This is a genomic window from Actinoplanes sp. NPDC049316 (assembly GCF_040677315.1).
Lineage (GTDB): Bacteria > Actinomycetota > Actinomycetes > Mycobacteriales > Micromonosporaceae > Actinoplanes.
This window is the reverse complement of record NZ_JBFAQM010000057.1, coordinates 1-25,078: the sequence shown is the minus strand read 5'-3', so window position 1 is coordinate 25,078 and position 25,078 is coordinate 1. Positions and strand designations below refer to the sequence as shown.

Below are 25,078 nucleotides of genomic sequence, written 5' to 3'. Positions count from 1 at the left end.
GCCTGCGAGCGCTGGCCGGGCTGGTGAGGGGTGGCCGGGCTGGGGTGCGGTGGCCGGGCTGGGGTGCGGTGGCCGGGCTGGGGTGCGGTGGCCGGGCTGGGGTGCGGTGCCCGGGCCGAGGTGCGGCGCCCGGGCGGAATTTCCGCGGCCCGACCCCGCGTTGCCGGCGCGGGCCGCCGCGCCGGCGTCCGTCGTCAGCTGTCGCGGGGTGGGGCTGTGCTGCCCCGTGGCGTCAGATGTGCCGTGCCCTCTTCCTCGTCCTTGACCGGCTCGCCCGCGATGGCCGCGAGTAGCTGCCGGGCCGCGTGAGCGCCGTACGCGGCGATGTCGCGGCTCAGTGCGGTCAGCGGCGGGTGGACGAGGGAGCACAGCGGGGAGTCGTCCCAGGCGACGATCGACAGGTCGCCGGGCACGGACAGGCCCATCTCCTGGGCCACCGACAGGCCGGCCACGGCCATCACGTCGTTGTCGTAGATGATCGCCGTGGGGCGTTCCGCCTCGATGAGCAGCCGGCGGGTGGCGCGGCCGCCCTCCTCGCCGGTGTAGTCGGACGGCACGGTGATCGCCTCGTTGAGGCCGAGGGACGCGCAGACCTCGGTGAACGCCTTGGTCCGGACGCGGGTGTGCAGCAGATCCGGGAGGCCGCCGACGCGGGCGATCCGGCGGTGGCCGAGGGCCATCAGGTAGCGGACCGCCTCGGTGATCGCGCCGGCGTCGTCGGACCAGAGCTGGGTCAGGTTGCCGGTGTCGCCGGGGCCGCCGATGACCACGGCCGGGAGCTGGAGCTCGTTGAGGACCGGGATGCGGATGTCGTTCTCGCGCAGGTCGGTGACGAAGACGCCGTCGACGCGGCGCTCGCCCCACCAGCGGCGGTAGACCTCGGTCTCGTTCTGCGGGGTGGCCACGACCTGCAGGGTGAGCGCGTACGAGCGGGCCGCGAGCTCCTGTTCGAAGCCGCTGATCAGGCCCATGAAGAACGGCTCGATGCTGAGGATGCGGGCGGGCCGGCACAGGGTCAGGCCGACGGCCCGGGCGCGCGCGCCGGACAGGGCCCGCGCGGCGCTGTTGGGGTTGAAGCCGATCTCCTGGGCGATGGCCACGATCCGCTGCCGGGTCGCCTCGGAGACGCCCGGCTGCCCGTTCAGCGCGTACGACACCGCCCCTTTGGACACCCCGGCCCGCCGCGCGATGTCGGCGATCGTCGGCCGCTTCACTCGCCCGCCCTCTCCTTGACCCGGACCGGACCTGAACCGGACCTGCACTGCTCATAGCAAACCCTGGTGGAGCGCTCTCACGCTACCTGGCCCCGGGATGACCTCGGCGACCGCTGACCGCTTGATCGGTTAAGTGTTACAGGCCACAAGCAAGGAGCAACAGTGCTTGCCTGTTTTATGGGCTTTAGTCCAGCTGGTAGCGGTTGAAGACGCCGTTGGACACGGACACGTAACACGGTATTGACAGTGGATGTGACGCGGCATACGGTCACGTCACTTATCCGGTTCAGTAATTTCTCTCGACATATTCCCTTCGGGTGGAGGAGCTATGACACGGTTCGGCAGGCGGGGCTGGGCGCTGGTCGCCGCGGGTCTCGCGGGCACGCTGGCGATCTCGGGCTGCAGCGGGCAGAGCCTGGAGGGCGGCAGCGACAAGGCGGCCGACGGGCAGATCACGCTGAAGGTCAACTTCTGGGGCGACATGGGCCTGGACAAGCTCAAGGCCGCGTACGAGAAGGACCACCCCAACGTCAAGATCGTGCTCAACTCGGGCGAGTACAACGCCCAGCACGAGGACCTGCAGAAGAAGCTCGTCGCGGGCAGCGGCGCGCCGGACATCTCCGCGATCGACGAGGGCTTCATCGTCCAGTTCCGCGGCCAGTCCGACAAGTTCGTCAACCTGCTGGACAAGGGCGCCAGCTCGTACGAGTCGAAGTACCTGCCGTGGAAGTGGCAGCAGTCGATGTCCAAGGACGGTCAGCAGATCGGCCTCGGCACCGACGTCGGCGGTCTGGCCATGTGCTACCGCACCGACCTGTTCAAGGCGGCCGGCCTGCCCACCGACCGCGCCGAGGTCTCCAAGCTCTGGACGACCTGGGACGACTTCATCAACGTCGGCAAGCAGTACGTGTCCAAGACGAAGAAGAAGTTCGTCGACTCCGGCACCAACATGTTCAACCCCGTGCTCGCGCAGCAGCCGCAGGGCTTCTACAACGAGCAGGAGCAGCTGCAGATGGACGGCGGCCCCAAGGTCGCGTTCGACGTCAGCATGAACGCGATCAAGGCCGGCCTGTCGGCGAACCTCGCCAGCTTCCAGCCCAACTGGGACCAGGGCTTCAAGAAGGACCAGTTCGCCGTGCTGGCCTGCCCGGCGTGGATGCTCGGCCACATCCAGGACACCGCCCCCGAGCAGAAGGGCAAGTGGGACATCGCCACGATCCCCGGCGGCGGCGGTAACTGGGGCGGCTCCTGGTGGACCATCCCCAAGCAGGGCAAGAACGTCGACGAGGCGTACAAGTTCGTCGAGTGGATGATCCAGCCGCAGCAGCAGATCGAGGTCTTCAAGACCGTCGGCAACCTGCCCTCGCAGCCGGCCCTGTACAAGGACCCCGCGGTGCTGGACTACAAGAAGGAGTTCATGAGCAACGCGCCGACCGGGCAGATCTTCGCCTCCACGGCCGAGAACCTGAAGCCGCAGTACCTCGGCAAGAAGAACGGCCCGACCCGCGTCGCGGTGGAGAACGTGATCACCCGGGTGCAGCAGGGCTCCCTCTCGCCGGACAAGGCATGGCCGGAGGCGGTCAAGGAAGCCCAGAAGGCCGCCAACTCCTGACGGAAATCTGATCCAGGGGGCGGCCCGCGCGGGCCGCCCCCTCGCTCCGAAGGAGTTGTTGTGTCCCTCACCCGCAACGCCCCGCCGGTGCTCGACGTCTCGGAACCCCGCCCGCCGGCCACCCCGCCGAAGCGCAAGCTGTGGTTCTACCGGTTCGACACCAAGCGCACGCCGTACCTGTTCATCTCGCCGTTCTTCCTGCTCTTCGCCGTCTTCGGGCTTTTCCCGATCATCTTCAACGGGATCGTGGCGCTGCGGAACTGGCGCCTCGACGACCCCGACCTGGACGGCTGGGCCGGCTTCGCCAACTTCGAGCGGCTCGTGCACGACGAGGACTTCTGGAACGCGCTCGGCAACACGTTCGGCATCTTCATCCTCTCCACGGTGCCGCAGCTGCTGATCGCGCTGATGGTCGCGAACCTGCTCAACCGCAAGCTGCGCGGCACCACGTTCTGGCGGGTCGGTGTGCTGCTGCCGTACGTGACCCCGGTGGCCGCGTCCACGCTGGTCTTCGCCGTGTTCTTCTCCCGCGACAACGGCATGGCCAACTGGCTGCTGTCGCTGGTCGGCTTCAACGACCTGAACCAGCCGCTGGACTGGCGCGCGTACAAGTGGAGCTCCTGGATCGCCATCGCCACGATGGTCAACTGGAAGTGGATCGGCTACAACGCCCTGCTCTACCTGTCGGCGATGCAGTCGATCCCGAAGGACGTCTACGAGGCGGCGGCGGTCGACGGCGCCGGACCGTGGCGCCAGCTGTGGCGGATCACCGTACCGATGATCCAGCCGGTCCTGGTCTTCACGGTCGTCCTCTCGTCGATCGGCGGGCTGCAGCTCTTCAACGAGCCCATGCTCTTCGAGGAGAATCCGGCCGCCGCGACGGGTGGCTCGGACAGCCAGTGGCAGACCATCGCGCAGCTCATCTACAAGGTCGGCTGGAAGGACCTCGACCTCGGGTACGCGGCCGCGATGTCCTGGGCGCTCTTCCTGATCATCCTGGTCGTCGCCGGCATCAACGCTTTCATCACCAACCGTCTCGGAGGAGGCCGGCGATGACCACCGTGACCGCACCCGCGCCCGGCAAGCGGCGGCCCCGGGAGATCGGCCGCGCGCCTCAGGACACCCGCGGCACCTGGACCACCTACGTGGCCCTGGTCGCGTTCCTGCTCGTGTCGGCGTTCCCGCTCTACTGGATGTTCGTGATCGCGACGAGCACCGACGAGGCGGTCTCGCAGACCCCGCCGTCCGTGGTCCCGGGCAACCAGCTCATGACGAACCTGCGCGAAGTCTTCACGATGCAGGACGTCTACTTCACCGCGTCTCTGATCAACAGCTTCATCGTCGCGGCCGTCGTGACCGTGTCGACGCTGTTCTTCTGCTCGCTGGCCGGGTTCGCCTTCGCCAAGCTGCGCTTCAAGGGCCGCGACCCGCTCATGATCGTCGTGATCCTCACCCTGACCGTGCCCAACCAGCTCGGCGTGGTGGCGCTCTACATCCTCATGGGCAAGCTCGGCTGGAACGGCACCCTGCTCGCGGTCATCGCGCCGTTCCTCGTCAGCGCGTTCGGCGTGTTCTACATGCGCCAGTTCATCCTGCACGCCGTACCCGACGAACTGGTCGAGTCCGCCCGGATGGACGGGGCGCTGACGTTGCGGATCTACTGGAGCATCGTGGTGCCGGCGATCCGGCCCGCGCTGGCGGTGCTCGGCCTGCTCACGTTCGTGGCGACGTGGAACGAGTTCCAATGGCCGCTCATCACGCTGAACGGCACCGAGTTCCCGACGTCGATGGTCGCCCTCTCCGACCTCGCGAGCGGCAACTACGTGATCTACCGGCGGGTGCTCGCGGGCGCGTTCATGGCCACCCTTCCGCTGCTGGTCCTGCTCGTGATGGGCGGCAGGCAGATCGTCCGGGGGATCATGGAAGGTGCCGTGAAGTCTTGAACTGCGCTTCACCTTCGGTTTTCCGCCGCGGGCAAGTAGAGGGAGTCCTGTGACCGCGTACCGATCCCTGCACGACGGCTGGACCCTCAGCGGCGGCGACGTCTCCGGCGTCGCCGCCGCCGTGCCCGGCTGTGTGCACACCGACCTGCTCGCCGCCGGCCTCATCGAGGATCCGTACCTCGACGAGAACGAGAAGAAGCTCGCCTGGATCGGCCGCACCGACTGGGAGTACCGCACGACCTTCGGGTACGAGCCCGGCGACGGCCGCGTCGACCTCGTCTGCGACGGCCTCGACGCGGTCGCCACGATCACACTCAACGGCGTCGAGCTGGGCCGCACCGCCAACATGCACCGCGGCTACCGCTTCGACGTCCGGGAGGCGTTGCGCGCCGGCGGCAACGAGCTGGTCGTCCGCTTCGAGTCGGCCTACGCGTACGCCGAGGCCCAACGTGACCGGCTCGGCGACCGGCCGAACGCGTACCCGGAACCGTTCAACTTCATCCGCAAGACGGCCTGCAACTTCGGCTGGGACTGGGGTCCCACGCTGGTCACCGCCGGCATCTGGCAGCCGATCGGCCTGCACAGCTGGTCGGCCGCCCGGCTCGCCGAGGTGCGCCCGCAGGTCACGGTCGCCGACGGCGCCGGCACGGTCGAGGTCCGGGTGCGCGTCGAACGCGACACCCCCGGCCCGGTCACCGTCACCGCCACGGTCGCGGGCGAGCGCGGGGAGACCACCACGGAGTCCGACGAGGCCGTCGTGACGCTCACGGTCGCCGATCCCGAGCTCTGGTGGCCGATCGGGTACGGGGACCAGCCCCGTTACGACCTCGACGTGACCCTGACCGGGGCGGCCGGCGACACACTGGACTCCTGGAGCCGCAAGGTCGGTTTCCGCTCGGTCCGCGTCGACACCACCGACGGCGCTTTCACCGTCGTCGTCAACGATGTGCCGGTGTTCGTCCGTGGGATCAACTGGATCCCCGACGACGTGTTCGCCAACCGGGTCACCCGCGACCGGCTCGAGACCCGCTTCCGGCAGGCGATCGGCGCGAACGTCAACTACCTGCGCGTGTGGGGCGGCGGCCGGTACGAATCCGAGGACTTCTACGACCTCGCCGACGAGCTCGGCCTCATGGTGGGGCAGGACTTCCTGTTCGCCTGCGCCGCGTACCCGGAGGAGGAGCCGTTCGCGACCGAGGTGGCGGCGGAGGCGCGGGAGAACGTCGTCCGGCTCGCGTCGCACCCGAGCCTGGTGATGTGGACCGGCAACAACGAGAACATCTGGGGCCACGAGGACTGGGGCTGGAAGCAGGACCTCGACGGCCGTACGTGGGGCGCCGGCTACTACTTCGACGTGCTCGCCGGCATCTGCGCCGAGGAGGACCCGAGCCGGTTCTACTGGCCCGGCAGCCCGTGGTCCGGGCGGGAGGACAAGCACCCCAACGATCCCGCGTACGGCACCATGCACATCTGGGACGTCTGGAACACCGACGACTACACGAAGTACCGCGCGTACCGGCCGCGGTTCGTGGCGGAGTTCGGCTACCAGGCGCCGCCCGCGTACGCGACCCTGCGCCGCGCGCTGTCCGACGACCCGCTCGCGCACGACTCACCCGGCATGCGCGCGCACCAGAAAGCCGGCAACGGTGACGCGAAGCTGCAGCGCGGGCTCGACGCCCACCTGCCGCAGCCCCGCGACTTCGACGACTGGCACTACCTGACGCAACTCAATCAGGCACGGGCGCTGTCGCTGGGCATCGAGCACTTCCGCTCGCTGCGGCCGTACTGCATGGGCGCCATCATGTGGCAGCTCAACGACTGCTGGCCGGTCACCTCCTGGGCGGCGGTCGACGGCGACGGCCGCAGGAAACCCCTCTGGTACGCGCTGCGCCGCTCGTTCGCACCCCGGCTCCTCACGGTGCAACCACGCGACGGCGGGCTCGCCCTGGTGGCGGTGAACGACTCCGCCGAGTCGTGGGTGGTGTCAGCGACGGTCTCCCGCCGTACCCTCAGCGGGGTCGTGGAGGCCGAGGCGGCGCTCGGCGCAACCGTCGCACCGGGCACGGCCACCACCCTGCCGTTGCCCCCGCAGCTCGCCCAGCCGGGCGACGCGACGGCCGAGCTGCTGGTCGCCGAGGCGGGGGACCAGCGCGCCTGGTGGTTCTTCGCCGAGGACCGCGACATCGCCTGGCCGTCGGCCAAGTACGACACGACCGTCACCGAAGCGGGCGCGGAAACCCACGTGACGGTCACGGCCCAGACGATCCTCCGCGACGTCACGCTCCAGGCCGACCGCCTCGACCCGGCCGCGGAGGCCGACGAGGCGGGCGTGACGCTGCTGCCGGGAGAGTCGACGACCTTCCGGGTACGAGGCGCGGCCGCGCTGGACCCGGCCGCACTGACCGCCCGCCCGGTCCTCCGCTGCGTCAACGACCTGGCGTGACGGAACCCGCCGCGCCCAGCCTCCCGAAGGCCGGGCGCGGCGGTCCGTCCAGCGACAGCTGCGTCCGGAGCCGTGCGGCGGCCGACGGCAGGAACGGCTCCAGTTCGTCCACAATGGTCAGACAGCGGCCGAGCAGCTCGCCCACGACCTCGGCGCGGTGGGCTCCGGCCAGCCGCCATGGTCGTTCGACTTCCACGACCCGGTTGCCGTTCGCCACCTCGTCCGTGATGGCCTCGGCCGCCGCGCGGAAGTCACCGACATGCAGCGCCCGGTCCACCCGCTCCGGCAGGTCGCTGCGGTACGGCGCCGGCCGGATGCCGTCGCGCCACGCGAGGCTCGCCGTACGGTTGACCAGGTTGCCGATGCCGTTGGCCAGATCGAGGTCGTGCCGGTGGATCAGGCGCTCGGCGGTGAAGTCCGTGTCGCCCAGCGGAGCCACCTCGCGCAGCAGCCACCAGCGCAGCGCGTCCACTCCGAAGCGGCCGGCCAGCTCGATCGGATCGACCGCGTTGCCGGCGCTCTTCGACAGTTTGGCGCCGTCCACGGTGAGGTAGTCGTGCACGAGGATCGTGGTCGGCAGCGGCTCGCCCGCGGAGAGCAGCAGCGCCAGCCAGTAGACGGCGTGGAAGCGCACGATTCCCTTGCCGATCACGTGCACCCGCTCACCGTTCCCGGCCCACCATTTCCGGTACGCCTCCCCGCCGCCCAGCGAGGTCACATAGTTGGCAAGGGCGTCCCACCACACGTAGACGACCTGATCCGGGTCGCCGGGTACGGGAATGCCCCAGCCCCCGGCCCGCACGGCCGAGCGGGAGACGCTGATGTCCTGCAGGCCCGCGCGGACGAACGACAGCACCTCGTTCCGCCGCGCCGCGGGTTCAATGTGGACGATGTCGTTCTCCAGCAGATACAGGATCTGGTCCTCGTAGCGCGACAAGCGGAAGAACCAGTTCTCCTCACTGACCCGCTCCGGCGGCGCATCGTGTTCCGCGCACGAGTCCGTGTCGAGGAACTGCTCGCAGCCACCGCAATACAGGCGGGTGTAGCCACGGCGGTAGAAGTCCTTGCGCGACCGCTCCCACAGCGCGACGACCCCCTGCGCATGGCGGGCTTCGGACGTACGGATGAAGTCGTCGAACGACAGCTCGAGCGGCTCGCGCAGCGCGGCGAACCGGTCCCCGTTCGAGGCGACGAAGTCCCGGACGGGCACGCCGGCCGCCCGCGCGGCCGTCACGTTCTTCAGGGCGTTGTCGTCGGTGCCGGTGAGGAAGCGGACGTCCTCGCCCCGCGCGCGCCGATGCCGGGCGAGCACATCGGCCTGCACGAGCTCCAGCGCGTGCCCCAGGTGCGGCGCCGCGTTGACGTACGGAATGGCGGTGGTGACGTAGAAGGTCATGGTCCCTCTTCCGCCCCGCCCGCTGCGCAGTCCCCGCCGCGAGGCGGGGACTGATCGGTCTAGAGCACGCCGACAGAGCCCGCGAACGGGCGCATCATGACGGCGTGGCTCGGCTGCATGCGCCCAGCATGCCGCCCGCCGGAAAACTTCTCCAGAAAATTTCTGCGGACGTGTCGATCGGGGGCGGCCGCTTTCGTAGCCCTGGTGAGAGACCGGTACGGAGCCGGTCCGGCAGAGTTCACCGGAGGGCACCATGACCACCACCGTCACCACCGCCAAGACGACCACCGGACTCGGCGCGCTGGCCCTCACGGGCGCGGTCGCCATCGCCGCCGCGAGCGCCGCCACGATGGCCGTGGCCGCCGGTGGTCACGCGGCGGGCATCTCCCTGAACGTGGGCGGCGCCCCGATCCCGATCGCCGGGTTCGGCACGCTGACCGCGATCTTCTCGCTGGTCGGGCTGGTGCTCGCGGCCGTGCTGTCGCGTACGGCCCGGCACCCGCGGCGCGCGTTCGTGCGGACGACGGTGGCGCTGACCGTCCTGTCGCTGGTCCCGGACGTGATCGTGGACGCCGCGCCGGCCACCAAGGCGCTGCTGATGCTCACGCACCTCGTGGCCGCCGCGATCGTGATCCCGGCTGTCGCCCGCCGCCTCGCCGTCTGAACTGTCACCATGTCACCGTCTAGTCACTGGAGGACTCCCATGAAGCAGTACCTGCTCGCCGTACACATGGTCGAGGGCGAGCCGGCGCCGGCGCCGGACGTCATGCAGAAGATGTTCGACCAGGTCGACCGCATCAACGAGGAGATCAGGACCGCCGGCGCGTGGGTCTTCGCCGGCGGGCTCAAGCCGGCGGACAGCGCCACCGTCGTCCGCACCGAGGGCGGCACCACCACGATGACCGACGGCCCGTTCGCCGAGACCAAGGAGCAGCTCGGCGGGTTCTGGGTGCTGCAGTGCGCGGATCTCGACGAGGCGCTCGCCTGGGCCGCGAGGTGCTCCGAAGCCTGCATGGGCCCGGTCGAGGTACGGCCCTTCGAGGACGAGCCGGCCGCCTGAGCGACATGGATCTGGACAGCGTCTACCGGGCCGAGTACGGCCGCTGCGTCGCCACGCTGGTACGCCTCCTCGGTGACATCAACCTCGCCGAGGAGGCCGTCCAGGATGCCTTCGCGGTGGCCGTGGAGAAGTGGGACTCCCTGCCGCCGAACCCCGGCGCCTGGATCGTGACGACCGCCCGCAACCGGGCCATCGACCGGCTCCGGCGCGAGTCGACGCGGGAGGCCCGGCACGCCCAGGCACTGCTGCTGCACCAGCGCGACGAACCCGAGGAGGTGGGACCGGTGCGCGACGACCAGCTCCGGCTCATCTTCACCTGCTGCCACCCGGCGCTGTCGCCGGACGCGCGGACCGCCCTCACCCTGCGCCTGCTGGCCGGGCTGGAGGTGCCGGAGATCGCCCGGGCATACCTGGTGCCGGAGCCGACCATCGCCCAGCGCATCGTGCGCGCCAAGAAAAAGATCCGCGACGCGCGGATCCCGTACCGGGTGCCGGCCGCCGAGGAGCTGCCGGACCGGCTGGCACCGGTGCTGACCGTGCTCTACCTGATGTTCAACGAGGGGTACGCGGCCACCACCGGCCCGTTGATCAGGACCGACCTCTGCGCCGAGGCGATCCGGCTCGCCCGTGAGCTCGCCGCGTTGATGCCCGACGAGCCGGAGGTGCTGGGTCTGCTGGCCCTGCTGCTGCTCACCGAGGCGCGCCGCCCGGCCCGGCTCGGCCCCGGCGGCGAGCTGGTGCTGCTGCCGGACCAGGACCGGTCATTGTGGAACCGGGCGCTCATCGCCGAGGGGCACGAGCTGGTCCGGCGCTGCCTGCGGCGCAACCGGCCGGGTCCGTACCAGATCCAGGCGGCGATCAACGCCGTGCACACCGACGGCGACGCCACCGACTGGACTCAGGTCCTGGCCCTGTACGACCAGCTCCAGGCGGTGCTGCCGACGCCGATCGTGGCGCTGAACCGCGCGGTCGCGGTCGCCGAGGTGCACGGGCCGGCCATGGCCCTCGCCGCGCTGGAGGGTGTGGAACTACCGGGATACCACCTGCTCCCGGCGACGCGCGCCGACCTGCTCGTCCGGCTCGGCCGGGTCGCCGAGGCCGCGGCCGCCTACGACGAGGCGATCGCGCTGGCCGGCACCGAGACCGAACGGACGTTCCTGACGGCCCGCAGAGCCGCCCTCGACATCTAGACCGCGGAGCGCGGGATGGAGTGCCGTTCAATCGGGGGGAACGGCGGCAGTCCTGCCGACGCCCGCCCGTCGAACTGCCGGAACGTCAGCGCCTCGGCGTCCAGGCCGTCGTACAGCAGCTCGAAGTCGAGGCTGCCCACCGGCGGGTAGACCCGTTCGCGCGGCGGCTCCTGGCCGACCTCGAGCGCACCCTGCGACACCATGAAGTCGACGATGGCCTGGCGGACCGCCGGGAGCGTGACCGGCGAGTGGTAGATGACGTTCAGCGCCTGCATGCGCATGCCCTGGACGTGTTCCTCGCCCTTGTTGTCGTGGAAGTGCGGGTTCCTCGTCTCGATCTGCAGGACCGGCACCGAGCCCGCCGTCACGTCCGGGTCGTTGCTCTCCAGCACGCCGCCGAACTGCTCGAAAAGGTCCATGTACTCGTACGGTTCGACCGCGAAGCCACCCGCGAGCCGCAGCTTCAGCCCCAGGTCCAGGGTCATCGCGTGCTCGCCCGCGTTGCCCGTCGCGATCACCTCCGTGCCGAAGCCGGAGTATTCGGCGAGGAAGCGGTTGAGCCATTCGTTGGTGATCTGCGAGCTGCGGCCCCGACGGCTGAAGAAGAGCCGGCCGTCGCGCAGCTTCGGCTTGGAATGCCACGAGATGCGGACCATCGAGTACGGGCTCCCGGCCAGGTGCAGGCCGGCCGCGTACACCTTGCAGTATTCGTGGACCGCCCCCGGGACGTAGTTGTCGGCGTCGACGTAGCCCAGGTATCGGCGGCCGGTCATGGCCGCGACCGCCATGCCGATGAGCATCGCCTCGCCCTTGCCGTTGCGGACGAGCCCGTCGTCGCCGAGGAGCTCCGGCATGCCCGCCGCTTTGAAGGCCGCCGCGACGCCGGGATCTTTCTGGTGCACGGCGACGGCGGAGCGGCCCGCGAGCCGGCAGAAATGTTCGAGCGTTTGCGCCTCGATCTCGTACCGGTCGACCGGCAGCTTGTCGCTGTTGGAGACCAGCACGATGAGGCAGTCATGCGGAATGCCGGAGAGCACTCCCTCAATGACGCTTCGTGTCTCATTCATGCACGGCACGACGATGACCATCTGCGACTCGACAGCGCGCAGTGCGTCTGGTGGCACGACCCTGCCACCAGCCGAAAGGCCCGGCCGGTCGGGGTCGTGCACGGCGCCCGAGTCGAGCTCGATCACCCTCTGTAGCTCGTGGATCCGGACCGCGCCGAAGCGCTCACTCCGGAAAGAATCAGCCAGTCGCATGCGGCGAGGCTACCTGTTGCACACCATCCAAAGGCCCGTCATCAATGCACAATTCGATGACGACGCCGAACAGGTAAGCGGGACGTAACACCCACGTTTCAGGTAATCGAATGGTGACGCAAAACGCCGGATCAGGCGGTCGCGAGGACCTCCTGACCCGGCGCGGGGCGGGAAAGAATCAGGCGGTTTCGGTGATCGGCCGGTCCACCCAGCTCATCATGTCGCGCAGCTTCTTGCCGGTCACCTCGATGGGGTGCTCGGCGCCCTCCTTGCGGTACTGCTGCAGGCGGGTGCCGCCGGCCTCGTCGTCGGCGATGAGCGCCCGGGTGAACTCGCCGGACTGGATCTCCGCGAGGATCTTCTTCATCTCCTCCTTGACGGAGGCGTTGATCACGCGCGGGCCGCTGACGTAGTCACCGAACTCGGCGGTGTCCGAGACGCTGTAGCGCATCCGCGAGATGCCGCCCTCGTACATGAGGTCGACGATCAGCTTCAGCTCGTGCAGGCACTCGAAGTAGGCGATCTCCGGGGCGTATCCGGCCTCGGTGAGGACCTCGAAGCCGGTCTGCACCAGCGCGGCCGTGCCGCCGCAGAGGACGGCCTGCTCGCCGAAGAGGTCGGTCTCCGTCTCCTCCTTGAACGTCGTCTTGATGACGCCGGCGCGGGTGCCGCCGATGGCCTTCGCGTACGACAGGGCGAGCGCCTGGGCGTTGCCGGAGGCGTCCTGCTCCACGGCGATGAGCGCGGGCACGCCCTTGCCGTCCACGTACTGGCGGCGGACGAGGTGGCCCGGGCCCTTGGGGGCGACCATGGCCACGTCCACGTTCGCCGGGGGCTTGATGAGCTCGAAGCGGATGTTGAGGCCGTGGCCGAAGAAGAGCGCCTTGCCCTCGGTGAGGTGCGGCTCGATGGACTCGGCGTAGATCTTGCGCTGCGCGGTGTCCGGGGCGAGCAGCATGATCACGTCGGCCCACTCGGACGCCTCGGCCGGGGTCAGCACCCGCAGCCCTTGCTCCTCGGCCTTGGGACGGCTCTTGGAGCCCTCCTTCAGGCCGACCACCACCTCGACCCCCGAGTCGCGCAGCGACAGCGAGTGCGCGTGGCCCTGGCTGCCGTACCCGATGACGGCGACCTTGCGCCCCTGGATGATGGACAGATCAGCGTCGTCGTCGTAGAAGGTTTCGACGGTCATGATTTCCTCTCGAGGTTTCTGAGTACTACGCCGCGCGCAGCGCGGGGCCGGTGGTGATGGAGCGGGAGCCGCGGCCGATGGCCACGAGGCCGGACTGCACCATCTCCTTGATGCCGAACGGCTCGAGGTCGCGCAGCAGCGCGTCCAGCTTGTCGGGGTTGCCGGTCGCCTCGATCGTGAGGGTGTCCGGTGCGACGTCGATCACCTTCGCCCTGAACAGCTCGACCGTCTCGAGCACCTGCCCGCGCACCGCGCGGTCGGCGCGCACCTTGACCAGCAGGAGCTCGCGCTGGACCGACTGCTGCGGGTCCAGCTCGACGATCTTCAGGACGTTCACCAGCTTGTTGAGCTGCTTGGTCACCTGCTCCAGGGGTGAGGAGTCGGCGTTGACCACGATCGTGATGCGGGAGACGTCCGGGTTCTCCGTCTCGCCCACCGCCAGCGAATCGATGTTGAAGCTGCGTCGCGAGAACAGCCCGCTGACCCGCGCGAGCACGCCGGGCTTGTTCTCGACCAGCACGGAGAGGGTGTGCTTGTTCATGGTGGTCACAGGTCGTCCTCGTCGAAGTTCGGGCGCACGTCCCGGGCGAACATGATCTCGTCGTTGCTGGTGCCGGCGGCCACCATGGGCCACACCATGGCGTCCTTGCCGACCGTGAAGTCGATGACGACCGGCCGGTCGTTGATCTCCATCGCGGCCTTGATCGTCGCGTCCACGTCCGCCTTCGACTCGCAGCGCAGGCCGACGCAGCCCAGCGCCTCGGCGAGCTTCACGAAGTCGGGGATGCGGTGCTTGTGGGTGCCCAGCTCGGTGTTGGAGTAGCGGCCCTCGTAGAACAGGGTCTGCCACTGCCGGACCATGCCCAGGTTGCCGTTGTTGATCACGGCGATCTTCACCGGGATGCCCTCGAGGGCGCAGGTGGCCAGCTCCTGGTTGGTCATCTGGAAGCAGCCGTCGCCGTCGATGCCCCACACCTGGGTGTCCGGCCGGCCGACCTTGGCGCCCATCGCGGCGGGAACGGCGTAGCCCATCGTGCCGGCGCCGCCCGAGTTCAGCCAGGTGCCGGGCTTCTCGTACTTGATGAACTGCGACGCCCACATCTGGTGCTGCCCCACGCCCGCGACGTAGACCGCGTCCGGGCCGACCAGCTCGCCAATGCGCTCGATCACGTACTGCGGCGCCAGCGTGCCGTCGGTCGGCTCGTCGTAGCCCAGCGGGTAGCGCTGCCGCAGGTCGTTCAGCTGCGCCCACCACGGCTCGTACGCCGAGATGCCGGTAGCCGTGCCGGACACCGCCGCGATCAGCTCGTCGATGACGTGCCGCGCGTCGCCGACGATCGGGACGTCCGCGTGCCGGTTCTTGCCGATCTCGGCCGGGTCGATGTCGGCGTGCACGACCTTGGCGTCCGGTGCGAACGAGTCGAGCTTGCCGGTGACCCGGTCGTCGAAGCGGGCGCCGAGGGTGACCAGCAGGTCCGCCTTCTGCAGCGCGTACACCGCGGGGACCGTGCCGTGCATGCCGGGCATGCCCAGGTGCTGCGGGTGCGAGTCGGGGAACGCGCCGAGCGCCATCAGCGTGGTGACGACCGGGATGCCGGTGACCTCGGCGAGCTTGCGCAGCCCGTCGGTCGCGCCGGCCTTGAGCACGCCGCCGCCGACGTACAGCACGGGGCGCTTGGCCGCGGCGATCAGCCGGGCCGCCTCGCGGATCTGCTTGCCGTGCGGGTGCAGGGTGGGCCGGTAGCCGGGCAGCTCCAGCGTCGGCGGCCAGGAGAACGTGGTCTGCGCCTGCAGCACGTCCTTCGGGATGTCGACGAGCACCGGGCCGGGCCGGCCGGTCGACGCGAGGTGGAAGGCCTCCGCCATGATCTGCGGGATCTCCTCCGCCGACTGGATCAGGAAGTTGTGCTTCGTGATCGGCAGCGTGATGCCCTGGATGTCCGCCTCCTGGAAGGCGTCCGTGCCGATCGCCGGCCGCGCGACCTGACCGGTGATCGCGACGATCGGCACCGAGTCCATGTACGCGTCCGCGATCGGCGTCACCAGGTTGGTCGCGCCCGGGCCGGAGGTGGCGATGCAGACGCCGACCTTGCCGGTGGCCTGCGCGTACCCGGTGGCGGCGTGGCCCGCGCCCTGCTCGTGGCGGACCAGGATGTGCCGCACCTTCGAGTCGTACAGCGGGTCGTACGCCGGCAGGATCGCCCCGCCGGGGATGCCGAAGGCGACCTCGACGCCGAGGGCCTCGAGCGACCGCACGAGCGATCCGGCCCCGGTGACCGGCACCGGGGAGATCGGGGCTACGGCCGAGGCGCCGGCGGCGGCCGCGACGGTGGCCGGGGTGGCACGGTTGGCGAGGGTCTCGGGCGTGGGTCTCGTCATGGCGATTCAGACCTTCGTTCGGGTTCGGGTGTCGTTCTTCGCGCAACAAAAAAGGCCCTCGTGCTTACGCACGGGACCTAGCGCACTGCCCAGGAGCTCGGGGGCAGCGCGCTCAACTAAGTACGAGGAACGACGAACACATGCGGCTAAGACTGCCCCATCTCACGGGGTGCGTCAACTGATCTCACATCCTGGTCACCCGAAAAGGCCGGGTCGGTCGGGAGCACCGCCCGGACCTGCCGCATCCCGGGGCCGAGCATGACGATCTGGCTGCGCGCCGGGGCGCTCGGTGCCGCCTTGGCGGGGCGGCTGCGCGGTGCCGGGACCGCGCGCGTGGCCGTGGACCGCGCCGTACGCAGCTGCGCCTCCAGATGCTCGGCCGGCACACCCCAGCCGAACAGCGAACCCTGGCCCAGCCGGCACCCCGCCTCCTCGACGACCTCGCGCTGGGCGGGGGTGCCGATGCCCTCCGCGAGCACCTCCAGGCCCAGCCGGTGCCCGAGCCGGACGACGACGTCGACCAGCGGCGCGGCGGTGCCCGTACGCGACTCCGGCTCGGCCACCAGCGCATGGTCGATCTTGAGAATGTCGACGGGGAGGTTGCGCAGCTGCCCGAGCGACGAGTAGCCGGCGCCGAAGTCGTCCAGCGCGATGCGCACGCCGGTGGAGCGCAGCTCGACGAGCCCGCGGATCAGCTCGTCCATGTCCGTGGCGACGGCGTGCTCGGTCACCTCCAGCACCAGCCGCTGGGGCGGTACGCCGTACTTCTCCAGCACGCCCGCCACCTGACCGGCGTAGTCGGCGGCGTGCAGCTCCTTGGGGGAGAGGTTCACCGACACCCAGACGTCGTGCCCGGCGGCGAGCCACTGGGACAGCTGCGCGCACGCCTGATCCAGCACCCAGCCGCCCAGCATGTTGATCAGCCCGGACTCCTCGGCGACCGGGATGAACTCGTCCGGGCGGACCGCGCCGAGCTCCGGGTGGTGCCAGCGCAACAGCGCCTCGGCGCCGACCGGGCGTACGGAAGGCAGCGCGACCACCGGCTGGAACACCAGGCGCAACTGCTCGCGCTCGATCGCGTGGCGCAGCTCGTTCTCCAGCACGCTGTGCCGGCGCAGGAGCTCGTCGTAGCGCTTCTGGTAGCGCTCCACGCGGTTCTTTCCGCGCTGTTTGGCGTACCGCAACGCGAGATCGGCGTCGCGCATCAGCTCGCCGGTGTCGCCGGGGGCCGGGGAGGCCGCGACGCCGACGCTGGCCGACAGGAACACCGATCCTTCGTCCGTCTCGTACGGCTCGCAGAGCACGGCGAGCAGCCTCTGCCCGGCAGCCATCGCCTCCTCCGGCGAGGCCCACATCAGCACCGCGAACTCGTCGCCACCCAGCCGCGCGGCCACGTCCCCGGTACGCAGGTTGGCGCGCAGCCGGTTGCCCACCTCGGCGAGGACCGCGTCGCCCACGTCGTGCCCGCGCATGTCGTTGACGTTCTTGAAGCCGTCCAGGTCGAGGCCGATCAGCGTGCGCGGCCGCTGCCGGGAGGCGGGCTCACGCAGAGCCCGGACCAGGCCGCGGCGGTTGGCGAGCCCGGTGAGCGGGTCGGTGTGGGCGAGCTCGCGGAAGTGCGCCTCCCGCTGGCGCAGCCGCAGGGTGTAGCTCTTCACGTCGCCCAGGGCCAGATACTGCCGGCCGACCAGGGCGAAGCCCTCGACGCTGGCGCCGATGAAGCCGAACCCGCCGAACTCGCCGCCGGCGAGCAGGTGGTAGGTGCCGGTGAGCACCATGGCCGCCATCGGCACGAAGGCGTACCCGGTCCCGCGCTGGATGACGTCCCGGGTGACCGTGACCGGGCGGTCCGCGATCTTGACCGCGCGGGCGACCACGACCAGCCCGGCGGGGAGCAGCATCGCGCCGAGCAGGATCGCGGTGGGGGAGCTCTGACAGATGCCGCCCGGCAGGGCGGTGGCTGCGACGGCGACGAGGGTGACGCCGGCCGACGTCCGCACGGTGATGTGACGCGGGCGGTGCGCGTGCATGGCGAGGATGGTGGTGAGCCCGAAGGCGATCGTGGCGACGCCCGCGCCGAGCAGCATCGAGAGGCAGCCCATCGGGGTGAGATCGCCGAGGATCCGGGTGGGTTCGGTGACGAGGATCCAGCCCACGAACCAGACCGCCGCCGCGATGATGAGCCCGTCGAGCAGATGCCGCAGCGCGGCGCGCCGGCTCTCCGCGGCCCCGGGCAGCATGAGCGTGCCGGCCAGCAGGGTGAGTGTGCCCAGGGTCATGCCCGCCGCCACGGCCTGGCCGAGCGTACGCGCGGACCCGTGAGCGAGGAACAAGGCGCTGACCAGACCGGCGAGGGCCGCCCCCGTGGCCACCGCGGCGCCGGCGGCGAGCAGCAGGTGGGCCCGCCGGGCGGCGCCGGTGTGCTTGCGGCCGGAGTTGCCCAGCAGAGCGACGGCCGGGACGGCGACGACGAGGCTCGCCAGCCCGGCCAGCTCCACGCCGGACGGTGAGTGCACGGAAACACTCTGCCGTACCGGGATCATTTTCGGTATCCCGAGGGGTGGACATCCTCGATACCGGTTCGGGTCCGCACCGCCCCGGCGGTGGCAGTATGTAGTAATGCCTGAGCTGCGTTCCCGGACCTCGACCCACGGCCGGACGATGGCCGGCGCCCGCGCCCTCTGGCGCGCCACCGGCATGACCGACGACGACTTCGGCAAGCCCATCGTCGCGATCGCCAACAGCTACACCCAGTTCGTACCCGGGCATGTGCACCTCAAGGACCTCGGCGGCCTCGTGGCCGACGCGGTCGCCGAGGCGGGCGGCGTGGGCCGCGAGTTCAACACCATCGCGGTCGACGACGGCATCGCGATGGGCCACGGCGGCATGCTCTACTCGCTGCCCAGCCGCGAGCTGATCGCCGACGCGGTCGAGTACATGGTCAACGCGCACTGCGCCGACGCCCTGGTCTGCATCTCGAACTGCGACAAGATCACCCCGGGCATGCTGATCGCCGCGCTGCGGCTCAACATCCCCACGGTGTTCGTCTCCGGCGGCCCCATGGAGGCCGGCAAGACGGTCGCCATCGAGGGCATCGTGCACGAGAAGCTCGACCTGATCGACGCCATGTCGGCCAGCGCCAACGAGAACGTCACCGAGGAGCAGCTCGGCACGATCGAGCGCTCGGCGTGCCCCACCTGCGGCTCCTGCTCCGGCATGTTCACCGCCAACTCGATGAACTGCCTCACCGAGGCGATCGGCCTGGCGCTGCCCGGCAACGGCTCGACGCTGGCCACGCACGCCTCCCGCAAGGCGCTCTTCGAGAAGGCCGGCTCGCTGATCGTCGAGATCGCCAAGCAGTACTACGAGAACGACGACACCTCCGTGCTGCCCCGCAGCATCGCCAACCGCGACGCCTTCGAGAACGCCGTCGCCCTGGACGTGGCGATGGGCGGCTCCACCAACACGGTCCTGCACCTGCTGGCCGCGGCCCGCGAGGCGGAGCTCGACTTCAGCGTCGCCGACATCGACGCGGTCTCGCGCCGGGTCCCCTGCCTGTCGAAGGTCGCGCCGAACAGCGTCAAGTACCACATGGAGGACGTCCACCGCGCGGGCGGCATCCCGGCCCTCCTCGGCGAGCTCAACCGAGGCGGCGCGCTGAAGACGGACGTGCGTGCGGTCCACTCGCCCGACCTGCAGAGCTGGCTGGACGCCTGGGACATCCGCGGCGGCTCACCCACCCCGGAAGCCCTCGAGCTCTTCCACGCGGCCCCGGGCGGCGTCCGCACGACGCAGCCCTTCTCGACGACCAACCGCTGGGCGACCCTCGACACCGACGCGGCCGAGGGCTGCATCCGCTCGGTCGAGCACGCGTACACGGCCGACGGCGGCCTCGCCATCCTCTTCGGCAACCTCGCCCCGGACGGCTGCGTCGTGAAGACGGCGGGCGTCGACGAGTCGCTGTGGAAGTTCACGGGCCCGGCCCGCGTCTTCGAATCCCAGGACGCCGCAGTCGAGGGCATCCTCGGCAAACAGGTCGTCGAGGGCGACGTCGTGGTCATCCGCTACGAGGGCCCCCGCGGCGGCCCCGGCATGCAGGAAATGCTGTACCCGACCAGCTTCCTCAAGGGCCGAGGCCTCGGCAAAGCCTGCGCCCTCATCACCGACGGCCGCTTCTCCGGCGGCACCTCGGGCCTGTCGATCGGCCACATCTCCCCGGAAGCGGCCTCGGGCGGCCTCATCGCCCTGGTCCGCACCGGCGACGAGATCACCATCGACATCCCCGGCCGCTCGATCACCCTCAACGTCCCGGACGAGGAACTGGCCCAGCGCCGCCACGACGAGGAAGCCCGGCCGAAGCCGTACACGCCGCTCGACCGCCAACGCCCGGTCTCGGCGGCCCTCCGGGCCTACGCCTCGATGGCCACGAGCGCCAGCGACGGCGCCTACCGCCGCGTGCCGGAGTAATCCCCGACCGCGAAACCGATGCAGGAGCAGGCCCGCCGACCGCGAAACCGATACAGGTACGCGCACACCGGCGCGACAGACGCAGCACCGACCGGCCCGGTCGCACACGGATCTCCGTGGGTGGCCGGGCCGGTCGCACGTCCGCCGGGCTCACGACCGCTCCGGCCCTGGCTACCGCGCTCGAACCACCCCGCAGGGCGTAAGCCATCGGCAGAGGGCCGAGTCGCTGTCTGGGCGTGAGCCATCGGCAGAGGGCCGGGTCGCTGTCTGGGCGTGAGCCATCGGCCGGCGCATTGCTTGCCGGCGGCCGGCCTGTTTCCGCCGATGGGCGGCGTGCTGCCGGCCGGCGGGCGGCGTCTTGTTGGTCGGCGGGTGGCGTGCTGTTGGCAGGCGGGTGGTGTGCTGTTGGTCGCGGGCGTGCTGTTGGCTGGCGGTGTGCTGTTGGTTGGCCGCCGACGTTCTGCTGGCCGACGCCGAACGGTGTTCTCCTGCCGCCGGCCTGGGCGCATTCGGCCTCTCTGCCACAGCGAAAGGCCCGCCGTTCCAGGCGACGGTGTTGCCGGACGGCGCGGCGGTGGTGTCAGCCGGTGGGTGGCGTGGTCTGCGGTGTCTCGGCCGGGGCAGTGCTCGAGGTCGGAAGTGGCGGCGGGGCACTGTCCGTGCGGATGTGCTCGGTCGGCGCCTGCTGGGCAGCTGCGTGCGGCGGACCGGAATACGGAACCTGGGGCGCCTCCGCAGGCGGAACCTGAGGTGTTGGTGCATATGCGGCCGGTGCCGCTGAACGAACCGGTGGCACTGAGGCCGGCGCCCCGGGTGCCGCGGGCGCCGCTGGCGGCAGCGGTGGCGCTGAGGTCGGCGCGGTGTTGGCCGCAGACGGGCCCGGTTCAGCCGACGCGGGCGCGGTCGACAGAACCGGTGGCGCTGAGGCCGGCGTGGCGGGAGCTGCGGACGAGGTGGGCGGGGCCGAGGCGGGCGCTTCCCCGGCGGGCCAGATCGGGCCGGGTGACGGCTGCGGCGTGCCTTGGGGGTCGAACGGCTGCGGTGACGGCTGCGGCGTGCCTTGGGGGTCGAACGGCTGCGGTGACGGCTGCGGCGTGCCTTGGGGGTCGAACGGCTGCGGTGACGGCTGCGGCATGCCCTGGTAGTCGAACGGGTGCGGTGACGTCCAGGCCTGGCCCTGATGCTGCAGCGGCTGATATGTCCCCTGCTGCGCCTGTGTTTGCGGCTGCGGCGGCGGATACTGCGGCCCCGGCTGGCCCTGGTAAGGCCCCGGCTGCCCTTGGTATGGCCCGGGCCCGGACCAAGTCTGCTGCTGCGGCCAGGCCTGTTGCTGCTGCGTCGCCGGGTACGGCGTCCACGGCTGACCCCACGGCTGGGGCGGCGCCGCCGGCGGACTGTCCGATGTGGCCATGTCCTGCAGCCACTCCCGTTCGGCCTTGGCCCAGACGCGTCGCGCCGCGAGGTAGAGCGGGCCGTGGCCGACCAGCGGTGGCAGCGTGATGCCCAGACCGATCGCGAGCGCCACGACGCCCACCCGTACGCCCTCGGCGTCCGTGTCGCTCATGACGCCCTGGATGAGGCAGATCAGGCCCGCCAGCATGGTGAGGCCGCCGGCGACCATCGACGCGATCGTGTTGCCGTTGCGAACGAAGGCCCACGCGGACGCCGCCACCAGGACCGCGCTGACGGCGATGAGAACAGTCCCGAGGCCCTCGGCCGCCGCCTCGCCCACCGTGTCCCGGTACAGGCCGGACGTGGTGAGAGTGGCCGTCGCGCCGATCAGGAGCAGGACGGTCAGCAGGCCGAGGAAGCCGGTGGCCACGGCCACGCCGAAAGGCACGCGCCGGGGCGGCTCCGGCACCGCCGGCATGTGGTCCTCGTCGTGCTCGTCTTCGGGTGGCGTCGTCATGCAGGGCAGGTTAGCGGGCCGGGCCCGGGCGGCGGGTGCCTGCTCTGGCGTCCTGTGGACAACGGCGCCTGTGGATAACCGCATCCAGCGTCCCACGGATCGCCGCCGCTCGATTCGGCGGACTGTGGATAACCCCGGCCGGCCTCCCGCCGCGATGCCAGACTCGACGCCGGTGGAAGGCAGGCATTGCCGCGGTTGCAGGCCGCCGGCGCTGGTCCGGCTTCGGCGGCGTCAGGCAAGCAAGCAGGCGCCCGGCCGGTAAGCAGGCGACCCGCGGGTAAGCAGGCGACCGGCGGGTAAGCAGGCGACCGGCCGGTAAGCAGGCGCCCGCTGTCGCTGACTGCCATTGCGGCGGCGGCACCCTTACGGCAAGGTTTCCGCTGAGTGACGGCCGTCACGACGGAGAGACATTATGGGCCGGTCTCCCGCCTGCCTACGATCGCGCAAAGGGCCTGCGGGATGGAGACACATGACTCCTGTCGTACTGATCGCCGAGGAACTCGCCCCTGCCGCACTGGACGTGCTGGCCTGCGATTTCGACGTACGCCATGTCGACGGCACCGACCGCGCAGCCCTGCTCGCCGAATTGGCGGACGCCGATGCGGTCATCGTGCGCAGCGCGACGCGTATCGACGCCGAGGCGGTCGCCGTCGCGCCCCGGCTGAAGGTGGTCGCCCGCGCCGGTGTCGGACTGGACAATGTGGACGTTGCGGCGGCCACCGCCCGGGGCGTCATGGTGGTCAACGCGCCGACGTCGAACATCGTGTCCGCCGCCGAGCAGGCCATCGCGCTGCTGCTCGCCGTCGCACGCCACACCGCGAGCGCCAGCGCGGCCCTCAAGCGCGGTGAGTGGAAGCGCGCCGCGTACACCGGCGTCGAGCTGCAGGGCAAGACCGTCGGGGTGGTCGGGCTGGGACGCATCGGCGTGCTCTTCGCGCAACGCATGGCGGCCTTCGGCACGCGGCTCATCGCGTACGACCCGTACGTGCAGCCGGCCCGCGCGGCGCACCTCGGCGTACGGCTCGTGGGGCTCGACGAGCTGCTGCGCGAGAGCGACTTCATCTCGGTGCACTTGCCGCGTACCCCCGAGACCTTGAACTTGATCGGTGAGAAGGAGCTCGCGACGGTCAAGCCGGGCGTACGCATCGTCAATGCCGCCCGCGGCGGCCTCGTCGACGAGCGTGCGCTCGCCGACGCCCTGGCCGACGGGCGGGTCGCCGGCGCCGGCCTCGACGTGTTCGTGACCGAGCCGACGACGTCGTCCCCGCTGTTCGCGTTCGACAACGTCGTGGTCACACCGCACCTGGGCGCCTCGACGGTCGAGGCTCAGGACAAGGCCGGCCTGGCCGTGGCGCGCAGCGTCAAGCTGGCGCTGCAGGGAGAGTTCGTGCCGGACGCGGTGAACGTGCAGGCCGGCGGGATCGTCGACGAGGACGTCCGGCCCCTGCTCGGGCTGGCGGAGCGGCTCGGCAAGGTCTTCACCGCGGTGGCGGGCGGCATCGCGGCGAGCGTCACCGTGGAGGTGCTCGGCGAGATCGTCTCGCACGACGTCACGGTGCTCAAGCTGGCCGCGACGAAAGGCCTCTTCAGCTCGGTCGTGGAGGAGCAGGTCACGTACGTCAACGCCCCGCAGCTGGCCGCGGACCGCGGCGTCGAGGTCGAGCTGGTCGTCGACCGCGAGGCCTCCGACCATCACAACCTCGTCACCGTACGCGGTGAGCTGCCCGACGGCCGCACGGTGAGCGTCGCGGGCACCGTGAGCGCGAGGGGTGGCCGGGAGTCCCGGAAACTGACCCGGGTGGACGAGTTCGACCTCGAGCTCGACGCGGGCGGAGTGCTGCTGTTCTTCCGGTACGCGGACCGCCCGGGCGTGGTGGGCGCCCTCGGCTCGGTGCTCGGCGAGGCCGGCGTCAACATCGCGGCGATGCAGGTGGCACGCCGCGAAGCCGGCGGCGAGGCGCTGATGGCACTGACGGTGGATTCATCGGTCGACGCGGAGTTGCTGTCCACCGTGGCCGAGGCGATCGGATCGTCGCGCGGCAGCATCGTGGACCTGCGCGACGAGGACTGATCTCAGGTCGCGTCCCAGGGGCGCGGCGACGGTCGACCGCCGGGCGGCGGCGAGGGCTGAGTGCCGGGTGGCGGCGAAGGCTGGCCGCCGGTTGGGACGACGGCTGACCGCCAGGTCGCGACCAGAGCCGCCGGGTCGCGCCGACCACCGGGGCGCGGCCAGCGCTGACGCCAAGGTCCGGAGGCCGTCAGCAAGGCCTCCGGCGGCTCAGCGGGCCTTCACCGGCGGTGGATAGACCGTGCCGTCCTGCAGGTCGAGCAGGTCCAGGTTGAGCTCGCCGGCGAGGCGTTCGATGGTCTCGAGGACCTCGTCCGGGCAGTTCACGTCCAGCCGCATCTTGATGTGGTCCGCGGCGGCGTGCAGCGGTGCGCTCGCCCACGGCGAACCGTCCAGGGTCGCGCGGGGGCCGCGATCCGGGTATGTGCTGGTCAGGGCGTCATAGAAGGCGACGACGCGGGGGTCGGCGGGGCGGTGCGGGTGCTCGCCGCGCGCACACCGCTCGTTGGCGGCACGCACGTCGTCCGGCATGTCCGCGTTGTCCATGGCCCACACCACGAGGTCGAAACTCACCGGCGCATGGTGCCATACCTGTGGCCGTTCGATCCCATTGTCGCGCCGACACGCGGGGGATGCGTCTTGCGTGACATTAGTCCGCATCGCTAGCGTTGGTCCTTGCCGCGCGGGCGTTGCGGACGTGTCTTCGGGTGACATTTCCGCAGCCGTTCCGCGCGGTTGTGCACCCCCGGCGGGCGCGAGCCACGCGTTTTCGTCGTGACAACCCCCGCGATCGTTGCCGCGATCCGCGGGGGTTGTTCGCGTCCAGCCCCCGCCGGACGGCAGGCCGGCCCGCCCGCTGCCCGCTGCCCGCTGCCCGCTGCCCGCCGCCGCCGGCCGCCGCCCCCCCCCCCGCCGCCCCCCCCCCCCCCGCCGCCGCCCCCCCCCC

General features: G+C 70.7%; 18 protein-coding genes. 9 read left to right on the top strand and 9 right to left on the bottom strand.

What is annotated here, in order from left to right; genetic code table 11:
- Positions 1-194: 194 nt before the first annotated feature.
- Positions 195-1,214 (bottom strand): LacI family DNA-binding transcriptional regulator, encoded by a 1,020-nt coding sequence (locus AB0K03_RS40850; RefSeq protein WP_364697472.1) that lies wholly within the window; start codon positions 1,212-1,214, stop codon positions 195-197.
- A gap of 328 nt (positions 1,215-1,542) precedes the next feature.
- Here AB0K03_RS40850 and AB0K03_RS40845 point away from each other — a divergent pair, with 328 nt between their 5' ends.
- From AB0K03_RS40845 to AB0K03_RS40830, 4 genes are read left to right on the top strand one after another with little or no spacing between them, the layout of a single operon-like run.
- Positions 1,543-2,826 carry an extracellular solute-binding protein gene (locus tag AB0K03_RS40845; protein ID WP_364697469.1) on the top strand — a complete coding sequence of 428 codons (1,284 nt, stop codon included), beginning with the start codon at positions 1,543-1,545 and terminating at the stop codon, positions 2,824-2,826.
- A 60-nt stretch (positions 2,827-2,886) separates the two neighbouring features.
- A complete protein-coding gene (locus tag AB0K03_RS40840; RefSeq protein ID WP_364697466.1) occupies positions 2,887-3,882 on the top strand; it encodes a sugar ABC transporter permease in 996 nt (331 codons plus the stop codon).
- Positions 3,879-4,769: a carbohydrate ABC transporter permease gene (locus AB0K03_RS40835; protein WP_364697463.1), complete on the top strand. Its 891-nt coding sequence runs from the start codon at positions 3,879-3,881 to the stop codon at positions 4,767-4,769. Before AB0K03_RS40840 ends, AB0K03_RS40835 begins: the two co-directional genes overlap by 4 nt.
- A gap of 49 nt (positions 4,770-4,818) precedes the next feature.
- Complete coding sequence (locus tag AB0K03_RS40830; RefSeq protein WP_364697460.1) at positions 4,819-7,212, top strand: glycosyl hydrolase 2 galactose-binding domain-containing protein; 2,394 nt, start codon at positions 4,819-4,821, stop codon at positions 7,210-7,212.
- Here the strand turns inward: AB0K03_RS40830 and AB0K03_RS40825 are convergent.
- Positions 7,196-8,608, bottom strand: coding sequence for a methionine--tRNA ligase (locus tag AB0K03_RS40825; RefSeq protein ID WP_364697457.1), 1,413 nt, complete (start codon positions 8,606-8,608; stop codon positions 7,196-7,198). The two genes, AB0K03_RS40830 and AB0K03_RS40825, sit on opposite strands and share 17 nt — an antisense overlap.
- A gap of 253 nt (positions 8,609-8,861) precedes the next feature.
- Here AB0K03_RS40825 and AB0K03_RS40820 point away from each other — a divergent pair, with 253 nt between their 5' ends.
- The 3 genes from AB0K03_RS40820 to AB0K03_RS40810 are packed head-to-tail and all read left to right on the top strand — an operon-like array spanning position 8,862 to position 10,858.
- The gene (locus AB0K03_RS40820) at positions 8,862-9,272 is read left to right on the top strand and encodes a DUF6069 family protein (protein WP_364697454.1); all 411 of its coding nucleotides are present in this window, start codon (positions 8,862-8,864) and stop codon (positions 9,270-9,272) included.
- Between the two features lie 39 nt (positions 9,273-9,311).
- Positions 9,312-9,668 (top strand): YciI family protein, encoded by a 357-nt coding sequence (locus AB0K03_RS40815; RefSeq protein ID WP_364697451.1) that lies wholly within the window; start codon positions 9,312-9,314, stop codon positions 9,666-9,668.
- A 5-nt stretch (positions 9,669-9,673) separates the two neighbouring features.
- A complete protein-coding gene (locus AB0K03_RS40810; protein WP_364697448.1) occupies positions 9,674-10,858 on the top strand; it encodes an RNA polymerase sigma factor in 1,185 nt (394 codons plus the stop codon).
- Here the strand turns inward: AB0K03_RS40810 and mpgS are convergent.
- The 5 genes from mpgS to AB0K03_RS40785 form a co-directional block, all read right to left on the bottom strand.
- Positions 10,855-12,117, bottom strand: coding sequence for a mannosyl-3-phosphoglycerate synthase (gene mpgS / locus AB0K03_RS40805; protein WP_364697445.1), 1,263 nt, complete (start codon positions 12,115-12,117; stop codon positions 10,855-10,857). The genes AB0K03_RS40810 and mpgS overlap by 4 nt on opposite strands.
- Before the next feature lie 178 nt (positions 12,118-12,295).
- On the bottom strand, positions 12,296-13,309 hold the full coding sequence (gene ilvC / locus AB0K03_RS40800) for a ketol-acid reductoisomerase (protein ID WP_364697442.1): 1,014 nt from the start codon (positions 13,307-13,309) through the stop codon (positions 12,296-12,298).
- A gap of 25 nt (positions 13,310-13,334) precedes the next feature.
- Positions 13,335-13,850, bottom strand: a complete 516-nt coding sequence (ilvN, locus tag AB0K03_RS40795) for an acetolactate synthase small subunit (RefSeq protein WP_199511952.1) — start codon at positions 13,848-13,850, stop codon at positions 13,335-13,337.
- A gap of 5 nt (positions 13,851-13,855) precedes the next feature.
- Positions 13,856-15,688, bottom strand: a complete 1,833-nt coding sequence (locus AB0K03_RS40790; protein ID WP_364697439.1) for an acetolactate synthase large subunit — start codon at positions 15,686-15,688, stop codon at positions 13,856-13,858.
- Between the two features lie 146 nt (positions 15,689-15,834).
- Positions 15,835-18,231: a bifunctional diguanylate cyclase/phosphodiesterase gene (locus AB0K03_RS40785; protein ID WP_364697436.1), complete on the bottom strand. Its 2,397-nt coding sequence runs from the start codon at positions 18,229-18,231 to the stop codon at positions 15,835-15,837.
- Between the two features lie 76 nt (positions 18,232-18,307).
- Here AB0K03_RS40785 and ilvD point away from each other — a divergent pair, with 76 nt between their 5' ends.
- Positions 18,308-20,155 (top strand): dihydroxy-acid dehydratase, encoded by a 1,848-nt coding sequence (gene ilvD / locus AB0K03_RS40780; RefSeq protein WP_364697434.1) that lies wholly within the window; start codon positions 18,308-18,310, stop codon positions 20,153-20,155.
- A gap of 580 nt (positions 20,156-20,735) precedes the next feature.
- On the opposite strand, the gene AB0K03_RS40775 is transcribed toward ilvD, so the two are convergent.
- Positions 20,736-22,064, bottom strand: a complete 1,329-nt coding sequence (locus AB0K03_RS40775; protein ID WP_364697431.1) for a hypothetical protein — start codon at positions 22,062-22,064, stop codon at positions 20,736-20,738.
- A 469-nt stretch (positions 22,065-22,533) separates the two neighbouring features.
- On the opposite strand from AB0K03_RS40775, the gene serA reads away from it, so the two are divergent.
- The gene (gene serA, locus AB0K03_RS40770; RefSeq protein WP_364697428.1) at positions 22,534-24,135 is read left to right on the top strand and encodes a phosphoglycerate dehydrogenase; all 1,602 of its coding nucleotides are present in this window, start codon (positions 22,534-22,536) and stop codon (positions 24,133-24,135) included.
- Between the two features lie 207 nt (positions 24,136-24,342).
- Here the strand turns inward: serA and AB0K03_RS40765 are convergent, their stop codons facing one another.
- Positions 24,343-24,705: a hypothetical protein gene (locus tag AB0K03_RS40765; protein WP_364697426.1), complete on the bottom strand. Its 363-nt coding sequence runs from the start codon at positions 24,703-24,705 to the stop codon at positions 24,343-24,345.
- Between the last annotated feature and the right edge of the window lie 373 nt (positions 24,706-25,078).